The 19,279-nt window shown below is 70.7% G+C and carries 16 protein-coding genes and 1 tRNA gene; 7 read left to right on the top strand and 10 right to left on the bottom strand.

Features of this window, described 5'->3' with window-relative positions:
• Positions 1-83: 83 nt before the first annotated feature.
• From AB0M39_RS11365 to AB0M39_RS11340, 6 genes are all read right to left on the bottom strand, one after another.
• A tRNA-Ser gene (locus tag AB0M39_RS11365) sits at positions 84-171 on the bottom strand.
• A 249-nt stretch (positions 172-420) separates the two neighbouring features.
• Entirely contained in the window at positions 421-1,038 is a 618-nt protein-coding gene (locus tag AB0M39_RS11360) for an NAD(P)-binding domain-containing protein (RefSeq protein WP_365362693.1), read from the bottom strand.
• A 335-nt stretch (positions 1,039-1,373) separates the two neighbouring features.
• Positions 1,374-2,093, bottom strand: a complete 720-nt coding sequence (locus tag AB0M39_RS11355) for an ABC transporter permease (RefSeq protein WP_365362691.1) — start codon at positions 2,091-2,093, stop codon at positions 1,374-1,376.
• Between the two features lie 17 nt (positions 2,094-2,110).
• Complete coding sequence (locus AB0M39_RS11350; protein WP_365362689.1) at positions 2,111-3,022, bottom strand: ABC transporter ATP-binding protein; 912 nt, start codon at positions 3,020-3,022, stop codon at positions 2,111-2,113.
• Entirely contained in the window at positions 3,019-3,936 is a 918-nt protein-coding gene (locus AB0M39_RS11345; RefSeq protein ID WP_365362687.1) for an ABC transporter permease, read from the bottom strand. Before AB0M39_RS11345 ends, AB0M39_RS11350 begins: the two co-directional genes overlap by 4 nt.
• The gene (locus AB0M39_RS11340) at positions 3,933-4,919 is read right to left on the bottom strand and encodes an ABC transporter ATP-binding protein (protein WP_365362792.1); all 987 of its coding nucleotides are present in this window, start codon (positions 4,917-4,919) and stop codon (positions 3,933-3,935) included. The genes AB0M39_RS11345 and AB0M39_RS11340 overlap by 4 nt, the downstream gene beginning before the upstream one ends.
• Positions 4,920-5,137: 218 nt before the next feature.
• On the opposite strand from AB0M39_RS11340, the gene AB0M39_RS11335 reads away from it, so the two are divergent.
• The 5 genes from AB0M39_RS11335 (at position 5,138) to AB0M39_RS11315 (ending at position 10,417) form a co-directional block, all read left to right on the top strand.
• On the top strand, positions 5,138-5,977 hold the full coding sequence (locus AB0M39_RS11335; RefSeq protein WP_365362685.1) for a M24 family metallopeptidase: 840 nt from the start codon (positions 5,138-5,140) through the stop codon (positions 5,975-5,977).
• Positions 5,977-7,746, top strand: coding sequence for an SDR family oxidoreductase (locus AB0M39_RS11330; RefSeq protein WP_365362683.1), 1,770 nt, complete (start codon positions 5,977-5,979; stop codon positions 7,744-7,746). Before AB0M39_RS11335 ends, AB0M39_RS11330 begins: the two co-directional genes overlap by 1 nt.
• A complete protein-coding gene (locus AB0M39_RS11325) occupies positions 7,743-8,660 on the top strand; it encodes a metal-dependent hydrolase (RefSeq protein WP_365362681.1) in 918 nt (305 codons plus the stop codon). The genes AB0M39_RS11330 and AB0M39_RS11325 overlap by 4 nt, the downstream gene beginning before the upstream one ends.
• Positions 8,661-8,699: 39 nt before the next feature.
• Positions 8,700-9,680 (top strand): MerR family transcriptional regulator, encoded by a 981-nt coding sequence (locus tag AB0M39_RS11320; RefSeq protein WP_365362679.1) that lies wholly within the window; start codon positions 8,700-8,702, stop codon positions 9,678-9,680.
• A 209-nt stretch (positions 9,681-9,889) separates the two neighbouring features.
• Positions 9,890-10,417 (top strand): RNA 2'-phosphotransferase, encoded by a 528-nt coding sequence (locus AB0M39_RS11315; protein WP_365362677.1) that lies wholly within the window; start codon positions 9,890-9,892, stop codon positions 10,415-10,417.
• Positions 10,418-10,523: 106 nt separating this feature from the next.
• Here AB0M39_RS11315 and AB0M39_RS11310 read toward each other — a convergent pair whose 3' ends face one another.
• Complete coding sequence (locus tag AB0M39_RS11310) at positions 10,524-11,423, bottom strand: LLM class flavin-dependent oxidoreductase (protein WP_365362675.1); 900 nt, start codon at positions 11,421-11,423, stop codon at positions 10,524-10,526.
• Positions 11,424-11,516: 93 nt separating this feature from the next.
• On the opposite strand from AB0M39_RS11310, the gene AB0M39_RS11305 reads away from it, so the two are divergent.
• Positions 11,517-12,377, top strand: coding sequence for a Cof-type HAD-IIB family hydrolase (locus AB0M39_RS11305; RefSeq protein ID WP_365362673.1), 861 nt, complete (start codon positions 11,517-11,519; stop codon positions 12,375-12,377).
• A 137-nt stretch (positions 12,378-12,514) separates the two neighbouring features.
• Here the strand turns inward: AB0M39_RS11305 and cydD are convergent, their stop codons facing one another.
• From cydD to AB0M39_RS11290, 3 genes are read right to left on the bottom strand one after another with little or no spacing between them, the layout of a single operon-like run.
• Positions 12,515-16,159: a thiol reductant ABC exporter subunit CydD gene (gene cydD / locus AB0M39_RS11300; RefSeq protein ID WP_365362671.1), complete on the bottom strand. Its 3,645-nt coding sequence runs from the start codon at positions 16,157-16,159 to the stop codon at positions 12,515-12,517.
• 15 nt (positions 16,160-16,174) lie between these two features.
• Positions 16,175-17,176 (bottom strand): cytochrome d ubiquinol oxidase subunit II, encoded by a 1,002-nt coding sequence (gene cydB / locus AB0M39_RS11295; protein ID WP_365362669.1) that lies wholly within the window; start codon positions 17,174-17,176, stop codon positions 16,175-16,177.
• A gap of 22 nt (positions 17,177-17,198) precedes the next feature.
• Positions 17,199-18,707, bottom strand: coding sequence for a cytochrome ubiquinol oxidase subunit I (locus AB0M39_RS11290; RefSeq protein WP_365362667.1), 1,509 nt, complete (start codon positions 18,705-18,707; stop codon positions 17,199-17,201).
• Positions 18,708-18,904: 197 nt separating this feature from the next.
• On the opposite strand from AB0M39_RS11290, the gene AB0M39_RS11285 reads away from it, so the two are divergent.
• Positions 18,905-19,276: a cyclophilin-like fold protein gene (locus AB0M39_RS11285; protein WP_365362665.1), complete on the top strand. Its 372-nt coding sequence runs from the start codon at positions 18,905-18,907 to the stop codon at positions 19,274-19,276.
• Positions 19,277-19,279: the final 3 nt, after the last annotated feature.

The raw sequence follows: 19,279 nt of genomic DNA, 5'->3' as shown, positions 1-19,279 counted from the left end.
GTGCCCTGGGCGCCGAGTCCGCTCACGGTTGTACGGCCTGGTCCCGCTCAGGGTCGTGCGGCCTCGGCCCGTTCACGGTTCTGCGGAGGATGCGCGGATCGAACGCGCGCGGGGCTGTCCACCCCGACGACGGCTTAGCAAGCCGCTGCCTTACCACTCGGCCAATCCTCCGGGAGGGGGCGACCCGCGCAGATGCGCGCTCGAAGCGGCCGCCCCCGGGCAACTGCCGTGAGCGGCTCGCGGAGTGTCGGTGGCTACTCCGGCGCCTGCTCTGCGCTGCCCAGCTGGGAACTCGACGGACTCGAACTCGTACTCTCGGTCATCGTCGCGCTCCTCTCCCGGTCGGTGGCGTCGGTCGCACTGATGTGCTGTCCGACGTCAACTACTCTGCCCGGCACGGTGGTTCGCCGCCACTTGTTTTTATGAGCGCGCCACCACCTTGAAGTTGAAGCCGTATGTGCCCAGCGAGGTGGCCACGGCGATGAACATCAGCGCGAGATGCTCCTGGCCTCGTGACGTGGTGATCCCGCCCAGGTCGAGCCGCGACTCGGGCGCCCAGCCGAGGTCCCCCAGCAGCTCGCCGACCCGCTCCTTGGCCGCGGCGTCGTCGCCGGAGAGGAAGACATGGCTGGGGCCGGCGAGCGCGCCGGGCTCGATCATGACGGTGGAGTCCATCGTGCACAGCGTCTTGACGACGGCGGTGTCCGGGAGCGCCTGCTGGATCTGCTCGCCGATGCTGGAGTTGGGGTGGGCGAGCTCCATAGTCTCCGTGAGGCCGACGGCGACGTCGAGGAGCACCTTGCCCGCGAGCCGCGGTCGCAGCGCGGTGAGCAGTTCGAGGGACTCGGCGCCGGGGGTGGCGTTGACGACGATGTCGCCATAGTCGGCGGCTTCGCCGACGGCGACCACGGGGAAGCCGAGGTCCTTCTTGTCGTCCGGGTTGCGGGAGCCGAGGACGACGTCGTGTCCGGCGGCGTGCGCTCCGGCCGCGAGTGCCTTGCCTACGTTGCCTGTTCCAAGGATTGCGATACGGGTCATGCGAACGACGCTATGCGGGGCGGCAGTTGCTCCGGATCGGGCGAAGGGACCAGGCGGGGCGGCGGGGAGTCCTAGGGCCTCGGACCTGTGTGCGCCGGCCGGACAGCGAGTCCTGGCAAGGGGCCGGCAGCTCGGCCAGAGGCCTGCGGGTCTTCGCCCGCGTCATCGACGGATGCCCCGCGATCGACGGACACCCCGTACGCCGCCCTCCATGTGCCCCGGCGGCGCCCGCCGAGCCCCCGCCGCCGCATGCGTATCGGCCCCCGCCCACCCGGGCGGAGGCCGATCCACAGCAAGGAGCCGTGAGCCCGACTCCCCGGCTCACGGCTCCCGTCTCACTCCTCCCCGGCGAGCTTCAGCACCCGCAGCTTCTGCCCGGCGTACCAGGTCGCGGCCACCGTGACGCCCGCCAGCAGCGATACCGCCAGCGGCAGGCCCACGTCGGAGCCGATCAGGCCCTCGCCGGCGATCCTCTCGGCGAGCGAGAGCGCCCACTGCTGGACGCTGAGCGTGCGCGCACCGGGCACCAGGCTGCCGAACAGCGTCTCCCACACCAGGGCGTAGACGAGTCCGATCACCACCGCGTGACGGCTGACCGTGCCGAGCAGCAGGAACAGCGCGCTATAGGCGATCGATGCGACCAGGGCGGCCACCGTGTAGGCGATGGCGACCTGCTGCCCGTTGCCGTTGAGGATGAATCCGGCGATGAAGGTCGGGACGGCCGAGAACGCCATGGTGACCGCTATGGCGACGATCAGCTTGGTGAAGATGATCGTCGGGCGCTTCACCGGCTTGGCCAGCAGATAGACGATCGAGCCGTCGTCGATCTCCGGTCCGATCGAGCCGGTGCCCGCGATGACGCCGATGAGCGGCACCATGGTGGCGATGGCGAATCCGCCCAGGACGTTGGCGGCGACCTGGTCGTCGGCGCCGCTGAGGGCGCGGATGGACACCGAGATGAGCAGCAGCAGACCCGGCAGGATGAACAGGATCGCGGCCCGCCGCCTGCCGAGCACGGCCCTATAGGTGAGCCGGGCGACTGTGGGGTTGTACATGGACGTCACAGCTCCTTTCAGGCCGCTACGAGGTAGGAGAAGACCGACTCGAGGGACTCGTCCGAGGGCGAGACCGTCAGCAGCCGGATGGAGTGCTCGCGGGCGACCCTCGGCAGCAGCTCGGTGAACCGGCCGAAGTCGACCGCCTGGATGCGCAGGGCGCCCTCGGCCACGTCGACCTCGATGCCCGCCGTCGACGGGTCGGCGATCAGGGCCGCGGCGAGCGCCCGGTCGTCGCTGGACCGTACGAGGTAGCGGTGCGGGCGGTCCGTCATCAGCCGGCGGATCTTGCGGAAGTCGCCGCTCGCCGCGTGCCGTCCGGCGACGATCACCTCGATATGGGCGGCGAGCTGCTCGACCTCCTCCAGGATGTGCGAGGAGAAAAGGACCGTACGGCCTTCCGCGCCCATCCGCCGCAGCAGATCCATCAGCTGCATGCGCTGGCGCGGGTCCATGCCGTTGAAGGGCTCGTCCAGCAGCAGCACGGACGGCTCGTGGACGAGGGCCGAGGCCATCTTCACGCGCTGCCGCATGCCCTTGCTGTACGTCGCGATCTTGCGGTCCTGCGCGTACTCCATCTCGACGGTGGCCAGCGCGCGCTGCGCCTCCCGGTCGCCGAGGCCGTGCAACTCGGCGTTGGCGACGACGAATTCGCGTCCGGTGAGGAAGTCGTACATCGCCTCCCGCTCCGGCACGACGCCGATGTGGCGGTAGACCGACTCGTTGCGCCAGATGGGCCGGCCGTCGAGTGTGACGCTTCCCGTCGAGGGGGCGAGGAAGCCGCCCATCATGTTGATGAGCGTGGACTTGCCCGCGCCGTTGGGGCCGAGCAGTCCGGTGACGCCCGGGCTGATCGACATGCTCACGTCGTTGACGGCGACGACGTTTCCGAACCACCGCGAGGTGTGCTCGATGTTGATGACGGTCACAGCCCGACCTTTCGGTAGCGGCGCATCAGGGCGGCGTACGAGCCGGCGACGAGCGCGAAGACGACCAGCAGATAGACCGCGCCCGTGCCGGCCCCGGGGCCCTGTCCGCCGGGGAACGCCGATTCCGCGCCGAGGAAGGCGGTCTGCACCCCGTCGACGAGCGTGATGGGGGAGAAGAGGCCGAACCACTCGATCGCGCCGGGCGCGCCGGTCTCCCAGGCGATGGCCTGGACGGTGGAGACGGCGGCGTAGGTGATCGTCAGCGTGGCGATCACGGCGGCGACGCCGAAGCCGCGGCGCGGGGTGAGCGCGGCCATCACCAGTCCGAGGCCGCCGAACAGCACGGACAGGAGCGCCACGGAGACCATGCCCTGTGCGAAGCCCTTCGTCTGGTCCGCGAAGTCGAACTTGGCGAGCAGCGAGCCCAGGTAGAGGATCACCAGCGGCGTCGCGGTGAGGACGAAGAGCGCCGACGCCATCGCCGCGAACTTGGCGAGCACGTAGTCCACGCGCTCTATAGGGCGCGAGAAGTACAGAGGGACGCTCTTGAAGCGCAGGTCGCGGGAGACCGACTGCGGTGCCTGCGCGGCCAGGAAGAGGCCGATGAGCGCCTGCATGACGATCGCGTACCGCGTGTACTCGAGCGGCAGGTCGGACATCGTGGGCACCGAGATGGCGACGGCGACGATGATCGCCGCGACCAGGCAGGTCACGCCGAAGAGGATCATCGGCAGCACCTTGGACTTGGCGGAGCGGCCCAGTCCGAACGCCCCGCGCAGCGACTGCGAGTAGAGCGAGCGGCGGGCATAGGCGCGGCCGAGGCGCGGCCCGTCGTAGTTGCGGTAGCCGATGTTGTGGATGCGGGTGGACTCGCTCCGGCTGCCCGGCTGGACCCCTGCGGTCTCGGTGCTCATCGGGGCTGCACCTCCATAGCGTGGTCCTTCGTCGGGTTCGTCTGGTCGGCCGCCTCCGGGCGGAAGACCTCCGCGATGTGGTGGCGTCGCTGTTCCATCCGTACGAGACCGAGGCCGAGCCCGGCGACCGCGTCGCGCACGACGTCGTACGTCTCCTCGCCCGTCGCCTCGACGAGCAGGATGTGGCCCGCTCCGGGCAGGCCCTCCTCCAGGCCCGCGTGCAGGGTGACTCCGGCGGCGGCGAGCGCCTCACGGAGCGCCGCGGCGCCGTCGGGGTGGGCGTCGGAGTCGGTGACCTCGACCGCGAGAGTCGCGGTGGTCTGGGTGAAGTCGCTGGTGGAGCTGGAGCGCAGCAGCGCCCCGCCGTCGATGACGACGACGTGGTCGCAGGTGCGCTCGAGCTCGCCCAGGAGGTGGGACGTGACCAGGACCGAGATGCCGAAGTCGGTGTACACCCGGCGGATCAGGCCGAGCATCTCGTCGCGGCCGACCGGGTCGAGGCCGTTGGTCGGCTCGTCGAGGAGGACCAGCTTGGGGTCGTGGACCAGGGCCTGCGCGAGCTTGACGCGCTGTTTCATGCCCGTGGAGTAGCCGCCGATGGGCCGGTAGCGCTCCTCGTACAGCCCCACGTGGCGCAGGGTGTCCGCGGTGCGCTCGCGGGCCGCGGTCGGCGGGAGTCCGGACATGCGCGCCATGTGGACGACGAACTCGGTCGCGGAGACGTCGGGCGGCAGGCAGTCGTGCTCGGGCATATAGCCCACCTGCTCCCGGATGGCGCCGCCGCTGACCGCGACGTCGAGGCCGAGCACCGAGGCGCGGCCCTCCGTGGCGGGGGACAGACCCAGCAGGATCTTGATCAACGTGGACTTGCCGGCTCCGTTGGCGCCCACCAGGCCGGTCACACCGGGTCCGATGTCCAACGAGAGCCGGTCAAGAGCGGTCACCCTCGGGAACCGCTTGCTCAGGCTTTCGGTCGCGATCACAGTCACATTTCGAAGGTAGTGGCGCACGACACACCCGGCGTCAGCCCTGACGGCTGGATCCATGTCCGACTCGAGAGGTACGGGCCCTAGGGGGCGTCCGACGCGAGAGGGGCGGTTTTCCACAGGCTGGCGCACGGCCCTTGACGCAGCCGCCGAGCATTGTCACATTCATCAGTGTCAAGTTACGACCACGTACCGCACAGGGACGGACCGGTGGCATGACCTCAGCAGCAAGCGAACTGACCGCGGAACTGCGGGGGTTCCAAGAAGTGCAGCGCCTCGCGTACGAATGCGCCGAGGCGGTCGCCGCGCAGCTCAAGCCCGGGGTGAGCGAGCGCGCGGCGGCGCGGATGCAGCGCGAGTGGCTGCGCGAGCGGGGCGTGCGGGACTGGTTCCATCTGCCCTTCGCGTGGTTCGGGGACCGTACCGCCTTCGTCGGCTTCCGCGTTCCGCTCCAGTTCTTCCCGACCAACCGGGTCCTGGAGGCGGGGATGCCCTTCATCCTCGACATGGCCCCGGTCTACAAGGGCTTCACGGCCGACATCGGGTACTCGGGGTGCCTCGGGCCGAGCCCTGTGCACAGCAAGCTGACGGCCGACCTCGAGGCGCACCGCGAGCTGATCCTGCGCGAGGTGCGGGAGCGGCGCCCGCTGCGCGAGATCTACGAGGACGTGGACCGGCTGATGGTCCGGCAGGGGTATGCCAACCGGCACCGCGCGTATCCCTTCGGCGTCATCGCCCACAAGATCGACCGGGTGAAGGACCGGCGCTGGTCGCCGCAGGTCTTCGGGTTCGGCACACAGGCGCTGAAGGGCCTCGCGAGCGATGCGCTGCGCGGCCACCGCGACGGCTGGTCGCCGCTGTGGAGCCCGTACAAATTCTCCGACCACCCGCCCCAGCCGGGGCTCTGGGCGGTCGAGCCGCACCTCGGATTCCGGGGCACGGGCGCGAAGTTCGAGGAGATCCTGGTGGTCACCGACTCCAGGGATCCCGAGCAGAGCGCGTTCTGGCTGGACGACGATCTGCCGCATGTGCGGCGCTGGGCGGAGGGCTTGTGATGGGGCTGGCGGGAGCGCGGGAGCGCTGGGTGCGGACCGGGGGGATCGAGCTGTGCGTCGCCGAGTTGGGCGACGCCTCGCAGCCGACCGTGCTGCTGGTCCACGGCTATCCGGACAGCAAGGAAGTGTGGTCCGAGGTCGCGCGTCGGCTCGCGGACCGGTTCCACGTGGTGCTCTACGACGTGCGAGGGCACGGCCGCTCGACCGCGCCGACGCCGCTGCGCGGCGGCTTCACCCTGGAGAAGCTGACCGACGACTTCCTGGCCGTCGCGGACGCGGTGAGCCCGGACGCGCCGGTGCATCTGGTCGGCCATGACTGGGGGTCGGTGCAGGCCTGGGAGTTCGTCACCGTCAAGCGCACCGAGGGGCGGATCGCCTCCTTCACCTCGATGTCGGGGCCCTCCCTGGACCACTTCGGGCACTGGATCAAGAAGCGGATGAACCGGCCCACTCCCCGCAGGGTCGGCCAGCTGCTCGGCCAGGGCGCCAAGTCCTGGTACGTGTACATGCTGCATACGCCGGTGCTGCCGGAGCTCGCCTGGCGCGGCCCGCTCGGCAAGCAGTGGCCCAAGATCCTCCAGCGGGTGGAGAAGCTGCCCGCCGGCGACTACCCCACGCCGTCCCTGCCGCAGGACGCCGCGCACGGCGCCTGGCTCTACCGGGACAACATCCGAGCCCGGCTGCGCCGCCCCCGCCCCGACGCGTACGCCCACGCTCCGGTCCAGCTGATCACGCCGACCGGCGACGCCTTCCTCTCGGAGCGGCTCTATGACGACGTGGGCGAGTGGGCCCCGCAGCTGACCCGCCGCTCGCTGCCGGCCAAGCACTGGATCCCCCGCACCAGGCCGGACCAGCTGGCCTCCTGGATCGGCGACTTCGTGCAGACCCACGAGGACGGCGCGGCGGGGACGGCCGCGGGGCAGAGCGCGGGCCGCGGGACGTACGCCGAGCGGTTCGGCGGACAGCTCGTGCTGGTGACGGGCGCGGCCAGCGGCATCGGGCGGGCCACCGCGTTCGCGTTCGCCGAGGCCGGGGCGCGGATCGTGGCCGTGGACCGGGACGCGGAGGGTGCGGCCAGGACCGCGGAGATGGCCCGGCTGATCGGCGCGCCCGACGCCTGGGGCGAGACGGCCGACGTCAGCGACGAGCAGGCGATGGAGAAGCTCGCCGAGAAGGTCGCCGCCGAGTACGGCATCGTGGACGTGCTGGTCAACAACGCCGGCATCGGGCTCGCGGGCTCCTTCCTGCAGACCAGCCCCGAGGACTGGAAGAAGGTCCTCGACGTCAATCTGTGGGGCGTCATCCACGGCTGTCGGCTCTTCGGCCGGCAGATGGCCGAGCGCGGCCAGGGCGGCCATATCGTCAACACCGCGTCCGCCGCCGCCTATCAGCCCTCCAAGGCGCTGCCCGCGTACTCCACCTCCAAGGCCGCGGTGCTGATGCTCAGCGAGTGCCTGCGGGCCGAGCTGGCCGGTCAGGGGATCGGGGTCTCCGCGATCTGCCCCGGCATCGTGAACACCAACATCACCTCCACCGCGCGCTTCGCGGGCGTCGACGCCGAGGAGGAGAAGCGGCGCCAGAAGCGGTCCGCCCGGCTGTACGGGCTGCGCAACTACCCGCCGGAGAAGGTCGCCGACGCGATCCTGCGCGCTGTGGCGAAGAACCAGGCGGTCGTCCCGGTGACGCCCGAGGCGCGCGGCGCCCGTCTTCTGTCGCGCTTCTCGCCCAGGGCGCTGCGGGCGATAGCCCGGCTGGAGCCGCCGCTGTGAGCACCGAGGAGCACATCGGCCACTACGCCATCGCCCCGCGCCGGGTCTCATTCGACTGGGACAGCACCCCGCTGCACTGGATACCGAACGAGCCCACCGCCACCCATGTCATCAACGTGCTGCATCTGCTGCTGCCGGCCGGAGAGCGCTGGTTCGTCAAGGTCTTCAAGGAGGCGCTGCCGCTCGTCGACGACCCGGTGCTGCTCAAGGACGTCAAGGGCTTCATGGGACAGGAGGCCACGCACAGCGTGCAGCACGCCTATGTGCTGGACCACCTGGCCGCGCAGCGCCTGGACACCGCGGGCTTCACCAAGCACGTCGAGTTCTTCTTCGAGAAGCTCCTGGGCGACCAGCCGCCGCTGGGGGCGCCGATTCCGGCCCGGGAGTGGCTGCGCTTCCGGCTCTCGATCATCGCCGCGGTCGAGCAGTTCACGGCGGTCCTGGGGGACTGGGTGCTGCACGCCGACGGACTGGACGAGGCAGGCGCCGACGAGGTGATGCTGGACCTGCTGCGCTGGCACGGCGCGGAGGAGGTCGAGCACAGGGCTGTGGCCTTCGACATGTACCAGCACTGCGGCGGAAAGGGTCCGGTGCGCTACGCCCGTCGTATCGAGGGCATGGCCGTCACCGCGCCGGTGCTGCTCTGGCTCTGGGCGTGGGGCACCGCGTATCTGATCCGGCACGACCCACAGCTCGCCGGGCGGCTGCGCTACTCCCTGCGAGAGCACAACCGCGCGGTCGACCGGGGTCTGCTGCCTTCCTGGCGCGACCTGGGCGCGGCCATACCCCGCTACTTCCGGCGGTCGTACCATCCCTCGCAGGAGGGCTCGCTGCGCAAGGCCGTCGACTATCTCGCGACCTCGCCCGCGGCTCGTGTCGCGGCGGGGGCGGTGGGTCGCGCCGCCTTGTCGTAGGCGGCCGGTGATCGAGGGCCTGTGATCGAGGGAGTGGGCTTGTCCGAGCAGTCAGTCGCCCAGCCAGACGCCCAGTCGGCGGCGGCCCAGCCGGTCGCGGAGTACCGGATCGAGGATCTGGCGCACCACAGCGGCGCCACGGTGCGCACGATCCGCGCCTACCAGGACCGCGGGCTGCTGCCGAAGCCGGAACGGCGTGGGCGGGCCAATGTGTACGGCTCCGCCCATCTCGCCCGGCTGCGCCAGATCGCCGATCTGCTCGACCGCGGGTACACCCTTGCCTCGATCAAGGAGCTGCTGGAGGCCTGGGACGCGGGGCGCGGGCTCGGCGGGGTGCTGGGGCTGGTCGCCGAGGTGCAGGGGCCGTGGACCGACGAGGAGGCGGCCCGCATCTCCCGCGCTGAGCTGGACGGGCGATTCGGCGGGGAGCAGGACGAGGACGCTCTGGCCGAGGCCGTGGAGCTGGGCGTGCTGGAGCGGGTGCCGGGTCGGGCCGACGAGTTCCTGGTGCCGAGCCCCCAAGAGCTCTCGGTGGCAGCGGAGTTGCACGCGGCCGGGGTGCCTCTGCCCGCAATCTCCGGTCATCTGAGGGAGCTTCGCGGGCAGGTCGAGCACATCGCCTCCCGTTTCCTGGAGTTCACCACCGAGCATGTCTTCGCGCGCTATCTGGAGCACCACCCGCCGACCGACGCCGACGCGGCCGAGGCGGCGGCTCTGGTGCGCCGTCTTCGGCCGCTCGCGCAGCAGACGGTGGACGCGGAACTGGCGCGGGCGATGCGGCTGTTCGCGACCCGCCACCTTCAGCAGCATCTGAGGGCCGAGGGTCCGCCGCCGCCCGAGGCCGAGCCCCGGACGGTAGCCCTGCCGCAAGAGACAATTCGCGCGGTGGACGCCCTGGTTGGCGAGGAGAACGCGGCGGCCTTCATCGCCGCGGCCACCGAACGAGAGCTACAGGCACGGACATTGGACACCCTTGCCGCAAAGGGCCACACTTCACAGCATTTTGACCAAAGCACTTAAACCGCAGCTCAGTTGTCCACAGAATCTCCAATTCCCCTGTGGATAACTATAGTTGGCTGTGGATCAAACCTGCAGAGCAATTTTTCTGGTGGCGGCGACGCCCGGCGGCAGGGCACGCTGACGCGATGAACGAAAGATCTGACTCAGAACCCGACGCGGTCCATGGCGCAAGACCCGGCGCCTCGGGCCTCCCCGACGACCGACGCACCGTGAGGGTGTCGAAGTACCTCTCGAAGCATCTGCGGCACCAGCCCGACCGGATCGGCATCACCCTCGACGAGAACGGCTGGGTGGAGATCGACGAGCTGATGCGCGCCGCCGCCGAGCACGGCTTCAGGTTCACCCGCGCCGAGCTCGACCATGTCGTGGCCGTCAACGACAAGCGGCGCTTCACCATCGAGGGTTCCCGCATCCGCGCGAACCAGGGCCACACGGTCGAAGTAGACCTCGACCTGCCCACGGCCGAGCCGCCCGAGTACCTCTACCACGGCACCGTGGCCCGCAGCCTGGACGCGATCCGCGCCGAGGGGCTGCGCCCGATGAAGCGCCACCATGTCCATCTCTCGCCCGACCGCGAGACCGCGACCCGGGTCGGGGCCCGCCGTGGCCGCCCGGTCGTCCTCTCCGTCCAGGCCGGCGCGATGCACCGGGCGGGCCATGTCTTTCACGTCAGCGCCAACGGCGTCTGGCTCTGCGACGAGGTGCCGCCGCAGTTCCTGAGCCTGCCCGACGCGTAGCCGGCCGCGCAAGGCTCCGCGGCGCTCCCGCTCGAGCGCACTGGCGGGGCTCAGCGGTCGCGCCTCGGCGATCAGGGCTGGGCGGCCTCGGCTCGGCAGTCACGGCTCAGCGGCCGAGCTGCGCCAGGCCCTCCGTCGCGATCTGCTCGAAGACGGCCTGGTCCGCGGCGAAGTCCGAGTCCGGGATCGGAGCGTGCAGCACGATCTCGGTGAAGCCGAGCTCGAAGTGCGTACCGGCGAAGTCGACGAACGCGTCGAGCGACTCCAGCGGCCGACCGGGCTGCGGCGTGAACCCGGTGAGCAGGATCTTGTCGAGCTCGCCCAGATCGCGTCCGACCTCCGCGCACGCCTTGCCGAGCTTGTCGAGCTGACCGCGCAGCGCCTCGACGGAATCCTCGGGCGTGCCCGTCTCGAAGATCTTCGGGTCGCCGGTGGTCACCCATGCCTGCCCGTGCTTCGCCGTCAGCTTCAGCCCGCGCGGCCCGGTCGCGGCGATCGCGAACGGCAGCCGCGGCCGCTGTACGCAGCCGGGGATGTTGCGGGCCTCGACGGCGGAGTAGAAGGCCCCGTCGTACGTCACCGAGTCCTCGGTGAGCAGCCGGTCCAGCAGCGGCACGAACTCCGCGAAACGGTCGGCGCGCTCACGCGGCGTCCAGGCCTGCTGGCCCAGCGCCGTCGCGTCGAAGCCCATGCCGCCCGCGCCGATGCCGAGGGTCGTCCGACCGCCGGAGACGTCGTCCAGCGAGATCAGTTCCTTGGCGAGGGTGACGGGGTGCCGGAAGTTCGGGGAGGTGACCAGCGTGCCCAGCCGCATCCGCTCGGTGGCGGCGGCCGCCGCGGTCAGCGTCGGGACCGCGCCGTACCAGGGGCCGTCGCGGAAGGTCCGCCACGACAGGTGATCGTAGGTGTACGCGGTGTGGAAGCCGAGCTGCTCAGCCCGCAGCCACTCGTCGCGGCCACCCTCGTGCCAACGGCGGACAGGAAGAATCACGGTACTCAGGCGCATCCTTCGAGAGTACGTCTCCCCGCACAGCTGGATGCGCACTCAAATGTGCGCCCTCCCGCACGCCCGTGCACATCCGTACGGGAGAATGGATCTGTGACCTCAGCTACCGATCCGCTCTCGCTGCCCGCTCACCCCCGGCTGATCGCCACCGACCTGGACGGCACGCTGCTACGCGACGACAAATCCGTATCGGATCGGACGATCGCCGCACTGGCGGCCGCAGAGGACGCGGGGATCGAGGTCTTCTTCGTCACCGGCCGGCCGCCGAGCTGGATGGGCATCGTCCGTGACCATGTCCACGGCCATGGGCTCGCCATCTGCGCCAACGGCGCGGCCGTCGTCGATCTGCACGCGGGCGGAAAGCTGCTCGAGGTCCACCCCCTGGACCGGGAGAAGGCCCTCGCCGTCGTACGCGCCGTGCGCGACGCTGCGCCCGGCGCCTCGTTCGCGGTCGAGCTGACCACCGGCATCTCCTACGAGCCGGCCTATCCGCCGTTCCGCTTCGACCCGGTCGCGGCCGTCGCCCCCGCGGAGAAGCTGCTCCACGAGGAAGAGCCGGGACAAGGGCCCCCGGTGATCAAGCTGCTCGCCTTCCACCCGGAGCTGGCGCCCGACGGCTTCCTCACACTGGCCCGTACGTCTGCCGGTCACCTCGCCTCCATCACCCGCTCCAGCCCCACCGCGCTGCTGGAGATCAGCGGCCTGGGCGTGAGCAAGGCGAGCACGCTCGCCCTGTGCTGCGCCGAGCGCGGGATCTCCTCCGACGAGGTGGTGGCCTTCGGTGACATGCCCAACGACGTGGAGATGCTGACCTGGGCGGGGACGTCCTTCGCCATGGGCAACGCCCACCCTGACGTGATCGCGGCGGCGTCCGGCCGTACGGTCGCGAACAACGAGGACGGCGTAGCGGTCGTCATCGAGCAGATCCTGGCCCGGCGCGCGGGTCTCATCTAGCGGGTCTCAGCAGCAGCCCCCGCGATCCGCCTCCCCCGGCACGGCTCGGGCGACTCGCTCAGAGCACGGCGGTCCGGGGGCCGGTCGCGTCGGCGCCATGGGAGCCGGCCACGTCGGCGGTCCGGGGGCGGCAGAGCTCAGCGGCGCACGAGCCCGCACAGGTCGGCCTCCCGCTCGCGCTCCAGCAGCCGCCGCAGCGGCCCTTCGGCGACGGCGAGCTCCGCGTACGAACCGCGCTGCACCGCACGCCCGGCCTCCAGCACGACCACCTCGTCGACCGCGTCGAGCCCGCGCAGCCGGTGAGTGATCAGCACCGTCGCCGTCCCGGCGGCCGTCCGGCCCTCGGTCGCCGCCAGCAGATCGGCGGTGAGCGCGTCGGCGGTGGCCAGATCGAGGTGCTCGGCGGGCTCGTCGAGGACGAGTACGGGGAAGTCGGCGAGGAGCGCCCGAGCGAGCGCCAGCCGCTGCCGCTGACCGCCGGAGAGCTGCGCGCCGTGCTCCCCGACGACGGTGTCGAGACCGTCGGGCAGCGCCTCGACCCACGCCAGCAGCCGCGCCTTGGCGAGTGCCTGCCGGAGCTCGTCCTCGGAGGCGTCCGGGCGCGCGAGCCTGAGGTTCTCGCGTACGGAGCTGTCGAACAGGTGCGCGTCCTGCGCGCAGAGGCCGACCATGCGCCGGACCGCGTCGCCGTCCAGCGTGGCCGCGTCCACGCCGCCGATGTCGTACGCGCCCTCTCGCTGGTCGAGGAAGCGGAGCAGGACCTGCGCGAGGGTGGTCTTCCCGGCGCCGGAGGCGCCGACGACGGCGACGCGCCTCCCGGGGGTGAGCGTGAGGTCGAAGTCCGCGAGAGCGTCCCGCTCCTGACCGGCGTAGCGGGCGCTGAGCCCGCGCATCTCCAGGGGGAACGCCGTCTGCGGCACAGCGGCCGGCCGCTCCGGCTCGTGGACGGGAACGGGCGCGTCCAGCACCTCGTACACCCGCTCGGCGCTCCGCTTGACCCGTTGCCGGTACTGCACGGCGAGCGGCAGCCCGACGACCGCCTCGAACGCGGCGAGCGGAGTCAGCACGACGACCGCGAGGGACACCCCGTCGAGCCGTCCGTCGCGTACCGCCTGCACTCCCGCCAACGCCGCGCACACCACGGTCAGTCCGCACGCCAGCGCGGAGAGCCCGGCGCCGAGCGCGGTCGCGGCGGCGCCGCGCGAGGCGATGCGGGTCAGCTCGCGGTCGGCGTCCCGGGTCTGTTCGATCCGTCCCTTCAGAGCGCCGGCGACCGTCAGTTCGGCGGTGCCGCCGAACAGGTCGACGACGCGGGTGGCCAGCGCCCCGCGCGCGGGGGCGAGCTGACGCTCGGCCCGCCGGGCGACGGCGCCGCCCGCCAGCGGCACGGCCGCACCGGCCGCCAGCAGTCCGACGGCGAGCACGGCGCCGGCCTCGGGGAGCAGCCACGCCGTGAACCCGACGGAGCCCGCGCCCACGACGACGGCCGCCCCCACGGGCAGCATCCAGCGCAGCCAGTAGTCCTGCAGGGCGTCCACATCGGTCACAAGCCGCGACAGCAGGTCTCCGCGCCGGGTGCGGCGCAGCCCCGCGGGGGTGATGCGCTCCAGTCGGCGATAGACCGCGACCCGCATCTCGGCGAGCATCCGCAGCACGGCGTCGTGGGAGACGAGCCGCTCGGCGTACCGGAAGACGGCCCGCCCGATGCCGAAGGCGCGGGTCGCCGTCACGGCCATCATCAGATAGAGGACCGGGGGCTGCTCGGAGGCGCGGGAGATGAGCCATCCGGAGACGGCCATGAGCCCGACGGCGGAGCCGAGGGCGAGGCTGCCGAGCAGCAGCGCCAAGCCGAGCCGCCCCTTCAGCCCGCCGGCAGCCGCCCGCACCCGGACCAGGGCGGCGGGGACGGAGCCGGCGCCTCGGCCGGCTCCGCCCGACTTCTGCGCGGACCCGGCGGCGGCCGGTTCGGCGGAGCCAGCCGTGCCGTCCGCCGGCGCCGACGGCAGCAGGATCTCGGACGCGGCCGGAGAGCCCTCGCACCCCACGGTCTTCGTCAGGGTCTGGCCAGCGGCGGTCGCCCCGCCCGCCTCCGCCAGGCGAGCCTCCGCAAGGAGAGGCTCCACGGGACGGAGCTCCGCCGCGAGAGACTCCGACGGGCGGAGCTCCACCACCCGGTCCGCCACCGCCAGCAGAGCCGGCCGGTGGACGACCAGCAGTACCGTCCGCCCCACGGCCAGTCGCCGCACCGCGTCGACGACGCCCGCCTCCGTCTCGCCGTCCAGCGCCGCCGTCGGCTCGTCGAGCAGCAGCAGCGGCCGGTCCGCCAGGAACGCCCGCGCCAGCGCCAGCCGTTGGCGCTGACCGGCCGAGATGCCCGCGCCGTCCTCCCCGAGCAGGGTGTCCACACCCTGGGGCAGCGCGGTCACGAAGTCGTACGCCCCCGCCTCTCGCAGCGCGTCCGCCACCGCGGCGTCGTCCGCGTCCGGCCTCGCCAGCCGAACGTTCTCGGCGACGGTTCCCGCGAAGAGATACGGCCGCTGCGGCACCCATGCGATCTGCTCCCGCCACCGCTCCAGGTCCAGACGCGCCAGGTCCACGCCCCCGATCCGCACCCGCCCCTCGGCCGGCGTCGCAAAGCCCAGCAGGACGTTCAGCAGCGTCGACTTCCCGACCCCGCTCGGGCCGACCAGCGCGACCGTCTCACCGGGCTCCACCACCAGCGACGCCGCGTCCAGCGACGCCTCGCTGCGCCCCGCGTGGCGGACGGTGACCTCGTCGAGCTCCAGGCGGAGCGTGCCGGGCGCCGTCCGCGTACCGCCGGTCCACGGCTCTGTCTCCAGGACCTGGAAGATCTCCTCTGCTGCGGCCAGCCCCTCGGCCGCCGCGTGGTACTGCGCCCCGACCTGCCGCAGCGGCAGATACGCCTCGGGCGCGAGGATCAGGATCACCAGTCCCGTGTACAGATCCAGGTCCCCGTGCACCAGCCGCATGCCGATGCCGACGGCCACCAGCGCCACCGAGAGCGTCGACAGCAGCTCGAGTGCGAACGAGGAGAGGAACGCGATCCGAAGAGTCCGCAGGGTGGCCCGCCGATACTCCCCGGTGATGGACCGGATCGAATCGGCCTGCGCCTTCGCCCGTCCGAAGACCTTGAGCGTCGGCAGCCCGGCGACGACGTCGAGGAAGTGGCCCGAGAGCTGGGACAGCAGTCGCCACTGCCGGTCCATCCGCGACTGCGTGGCCCAGCCGATGAGCACCATGAACAGCGGAATCAGCGGCAGGGTCACCACGATGACGGCGGCCGAGACCCAGTCCTCGGTCACGATCCGGGCGAGCACCGCCACCGGCACGACCACCGCGAGCCCCAGCTGCGGCAGATAGCGGGCGAAGTAGTCATCCAGAGCATCGACGCCGCGCGTGGCGAGCGCGACCAGCGATCCCGTGCGCTGCCCGCTCAGCCAGCCCGGACCGAGCCGGGCCGCCCGCTCCAGCAGCCGCCCTCTCAGCTCGGACTTGACCGCCGCGCTCGCCCGGTGCGCGGCCAGCTCGGTCAGCCAGGAGACGAGCGCGCGGCCGACCGCGACCGCTGCCAGCAGGCCCAGTGGAGCGGCGAGCCCGGAGGTGGAGAGCCCCTCCTCAAAGGCCCCCACCACCACTTCGGCGATCAGCATCGCCTGGGCGACGACCAGCGCCGCCCCGACGAGTCCGAGTAGCACCACTGCGACGAGGAATCGACGGGTGGCCCGGGCGTAGGTGAGCAGTCGCGGGTCGATCGGTTTCACGTGAAACATCCCCCACTAGTGGGCATCGGCGATGTGCTGCGTGCCGATCCGCTTGCGGAACACCCAGTACGTCCAGCCCTGGTAGAGCATCACCAGCGGCGCCGCGATGCCCGCGCACCAGGTCATGATCTTCAGGGTGTACGGGCTCGACGAGGCGTTGGAAACCGTCAGACTCCACTCCTCGTTGAGCGAGGACGGCATGACGTTCGGGAACATCGCCAGGAACAGCATCGCGACGGCGGCGACGATCGTCACACCCGAGAAGGCGAACGACCAACCCTCGCGCCCGGCCTTGATCGCCACGATCGCCCCGACCAGCGCCAGCACGGCGACGACCATCGCGACCAAGCTCTTGCCGTCGCCGCGCGAGATCTGCGTCCAGACCAGGAAGCCCAGCGCCAGCACGGCGGTGAGCAGCCCCAGCTTGAGCGCGAGGCCCCTGGCCCGGACCCGGATGTCGCCCACCGTCTTCAGCGCGGCGAACACCGCGCCATGGAAGGTGAACAGCGTCAGCGTGACCAGCCCGCCCAGCAGCGCGTACGGGTTGAGCAGGTCGAGGAGACCGCCGACGTACTCCTTGCGACCGTCGATCTCCACGCCGCGCACGATGTTGCCGAAGGCGACGCCCCACAGGAAGGCGGGCAGCAGCGAGGTCCAGAAGATCGCATGCTCCCAGTTGGTCTGCCAGCGCTCCTCGGTCCTCTTGTGCCGGTACTCGAAGGCGACGCCGCGCACGATCAGGCAGACCAGGATCAGCAGCAGCGGCAGGTAGAAGCCGGAGAACAGGGTGGCGTACCACTCGGGAAACGCGGCGAACGTCGCACCGCCGGCGGACAGCAGCCAGACCTCGTTGCCGTCCCAGACGGGCCCGATGGTGTTGATCAGCACCCGCCGCTCGGCCCGGTCGCGGGCCAGCAGCTTGGTCAGGACGCCGACCCCGAAGTCGAAGCCCTCGAGGAAGAAGTAGCCGATCCACAGGACGGCGATGAGTACGAACCAGACGTCGTGGAGTTCCATGCCTCAGCAGCTCCTCGGGGCTTCAGTAGGAGAAGGCCATCGGCCGGTCGGCGTCACGGTCGTCGCCGCCGATCTTGGTGGGCGGGTTGAGGTCGGCCTCGGTGAGCTCGGGCGGCCCTGCCTTGACGTACTTGATCATCAGCCTGACCTCGATCACGGCGAGCACGGCGTAGAGCGACGTGAAGACGAGCATCGAGATGAGCACCTCGGCCTGCGAGGTTCCGGGGGAGACGGCGTCGCTGGTGCGCAGCACGCCGTACACCACCCACGGCTGACGGCCCATCTCGGTGAAGATCCAGCCCCAGGAGTTGGCGATCAGCGGGAAGAGCATGGTCCACACGGCGACGAGCCAGTACCACTTCGCGAGCTTGGGGCTGAGCGCCTTGTTCTTGAAGAGCACCAGACGCGGCACTTCGTCGTCGCCCGTCCGCAGCGCCTGGGGCAGCATGAACTTCTTGCGGGTGAGCCAGAGACCGATCAGCCCGATGGTCAAAGACGCCATCCCGAAGCCGATCATCCAGCGGAAGCCCCAGTACGCGACCGGGATGTTGGGCCGGTAGTCGCCGGGCCCGAACTTCTCCTGCTCGGACTTGTTCACGTCGTTGATGCCGGGGACGTACGAGTCGAAGTCGTCGTTGGCGAGGAAGGACAGGAGTCCCGGGATCTCTATAGCGACCTTGTTGTGGCCCGCGTCCACGTCTCCATAGGCGAAGATCGAGAACGGGGCGGGCGCTTCGCCGTCCCACAGCGCCTCGGCGGCGGCCATCTTCATCGGCTGCTGCTTGAACATCACCTTGCCGAGCAGATCGCCGCTGACGGCGGTGAGCAGTCCGGCGACCGCGACGGTGACCAGCCCGAGCCGCAGCGAGGTCCGCATCACCGGGATGTGCTTCTTGCGCGCCAGATGGAAGGCGGCGATGCCGACCATGAACGCGCCGCCGACCAGGAAAGCGGCCGTGATGGTGTGGAAGAACTGGGTGAGCGCGGTGTTCTGGGTGAGCACGAGCCAGAAGTCGGTGAGCTCGGCGCGCCCGCGCTCTTCGTTGATCCGGTAGCCGACCGGGTGCTGCATCCAGGAGTTGGCGGCCAGGATGAAGTACGCCGAGAGGACGGTGCCGATCGAGACCATCCAGATGCAGGCCAGATGGATCTTCTTCGGGAGCTTGTCCCAGCCGAAGATCCACAGCCCGATGAAGGTGGACTCGAAGAAGAAGGCGATCAGCGCCTCGAAGGCGAGCGGGGCGCCGAAGACGTCGCCGACGAAGCGCGAGTAGTCAGACCAGTTCATGCCGAACTGGAACTCCTGCACGATGCCCGTGACCACGCCCATGGCGATGTTGATCAGGAAGAGCTTGCCCCAGAACTTGGTGGCCTTGAGGTACTTCTCCTTCTCGGTGCGCACCCAGGCGGTCTGAAGGCCGGCGGTCAGCGCGGCGAGGGAGATCGTCAGGGGGACGAAGAGGAAGTGGTAGACGGTGGTGATGCCGAACTGCCATCGCGCCAAAGTTTCTGGCGCCAGAGCGAGGTCCACGTCGTCTCTCCTTACCTTGCCGTGGTCACAGCGGCGACCTGCCCGTCACAACCCCTGCATTGCGGGATCAAACAGGCGAGCTTGTGAACGCGTTCACATTCACAAGCATTATTGCGCACTCCTATTCGGACCTACGTACGGGGGCCCCCTTCGGTGCCTCTTCCCAGGAACTTCAACATATTGTTGAATCCATCGGCATGCAGATCCAGATCTCCTGGCCCGCCGGGCGCCTGACCGCGACCCTCGAAGAGACCCCCACGAGCAAGGCGCTCATGGGGGTTCTGCCGATCTCCTCCTCCGCCCGCACCTGGGGAGAGGAGGTCTACTTCGCGACTCCCGTCTCCCCCGCGCTGGAACCTGACGCGCGGCAGGTGGTGGCGCCGGGCACGGTCGCGTTCTGGACCGACGGCGACGCGCTCGCGCTGCCGTACGGCCCCACGCCGATCTCGCGAGGCGACGAGTGCCGCCTCGCGAGTCCCTGCAACGTCCTCGGCAGCCTCGACGGCGACCCGCGCCTGCTGGCCACGGTCCGCGACGGCGATCCGGTCGGCGTCGAGGCGGTGGAGTAGCGG

The sequence above is a fragment of the Streptomyces sp. NPDC051907 genome (genome assembly GCF_040681075.1).
Classification (GTDB): Bacteria; Actinomycetota; Actinomycetes; order Streptomycetales; family Streptomycetaceae; genus Streptomyces.
Note: the sequence above shows the minus strand (reverse complement) of the source record. Positions and strands in the feature narration are given on the sequence as shown.

Bases quoted from the DNA above. Each gene is read 5' to 3' on its own strand.
- AB0M39_RS11360 (WP_365362693.1), bottom strand. From the start codon at position 1,038: ATGACCCGTATCGCAATCCTTGGAACAGGCAACGTAGGCAAGGCACTC.
- AB0M39_RS11355 (WP_365362691.1), bottom strand. From the start codon at position 2,093: ATGTACAACCCCACAGTCGCCCGGCTCACCTATAGGGCCGTGCTCGGC.
- AB0M39_RS11345 (WP_365362687.1), bottom strand. From the start codon at position 3,936: ATGAGCACCGAGACCGCAGGGGTCCAGCCGGGCAGCCGGAGCGAGTCC.
- AB0M39_RS11335 (WP_365362685.1), top strand. From the start codon at position 5,138: ATGACCTCAGCAGCAAGCGAACTGACCGCGGAACTGCGGGGGTTCCAA.
- AB0M39_RS11330 (WP_365362683.1), top strand. From the start codon at position 5,977: ATGGGGCTGGCGGGAGCGCGGGAGCGCTGGGTGCGGACCGGGGGGATC.
- AB0M39_RS11310 (WP_365362675.1), bottom strand. From the start codon at position 11,423: ATGCGCCTGAGTACCGTGATTCTTCCTGTCCGCCGTTGGCACGAGGGT.
- cydB (WP_365362669.1), bottom strand. From the start codon at position 17,176: ATGGAACTCCACGACGTCTGGTTCGTACTCATCGCCGTCCTGTGGATC.
- AB0M39_RS11285 (WP_365362665.1), top strand. From the start codon at position 18,905: ATGCAGATCCAGATCTCCTGGCCCGCCGGGCGCCTGACCGCGACCCTC.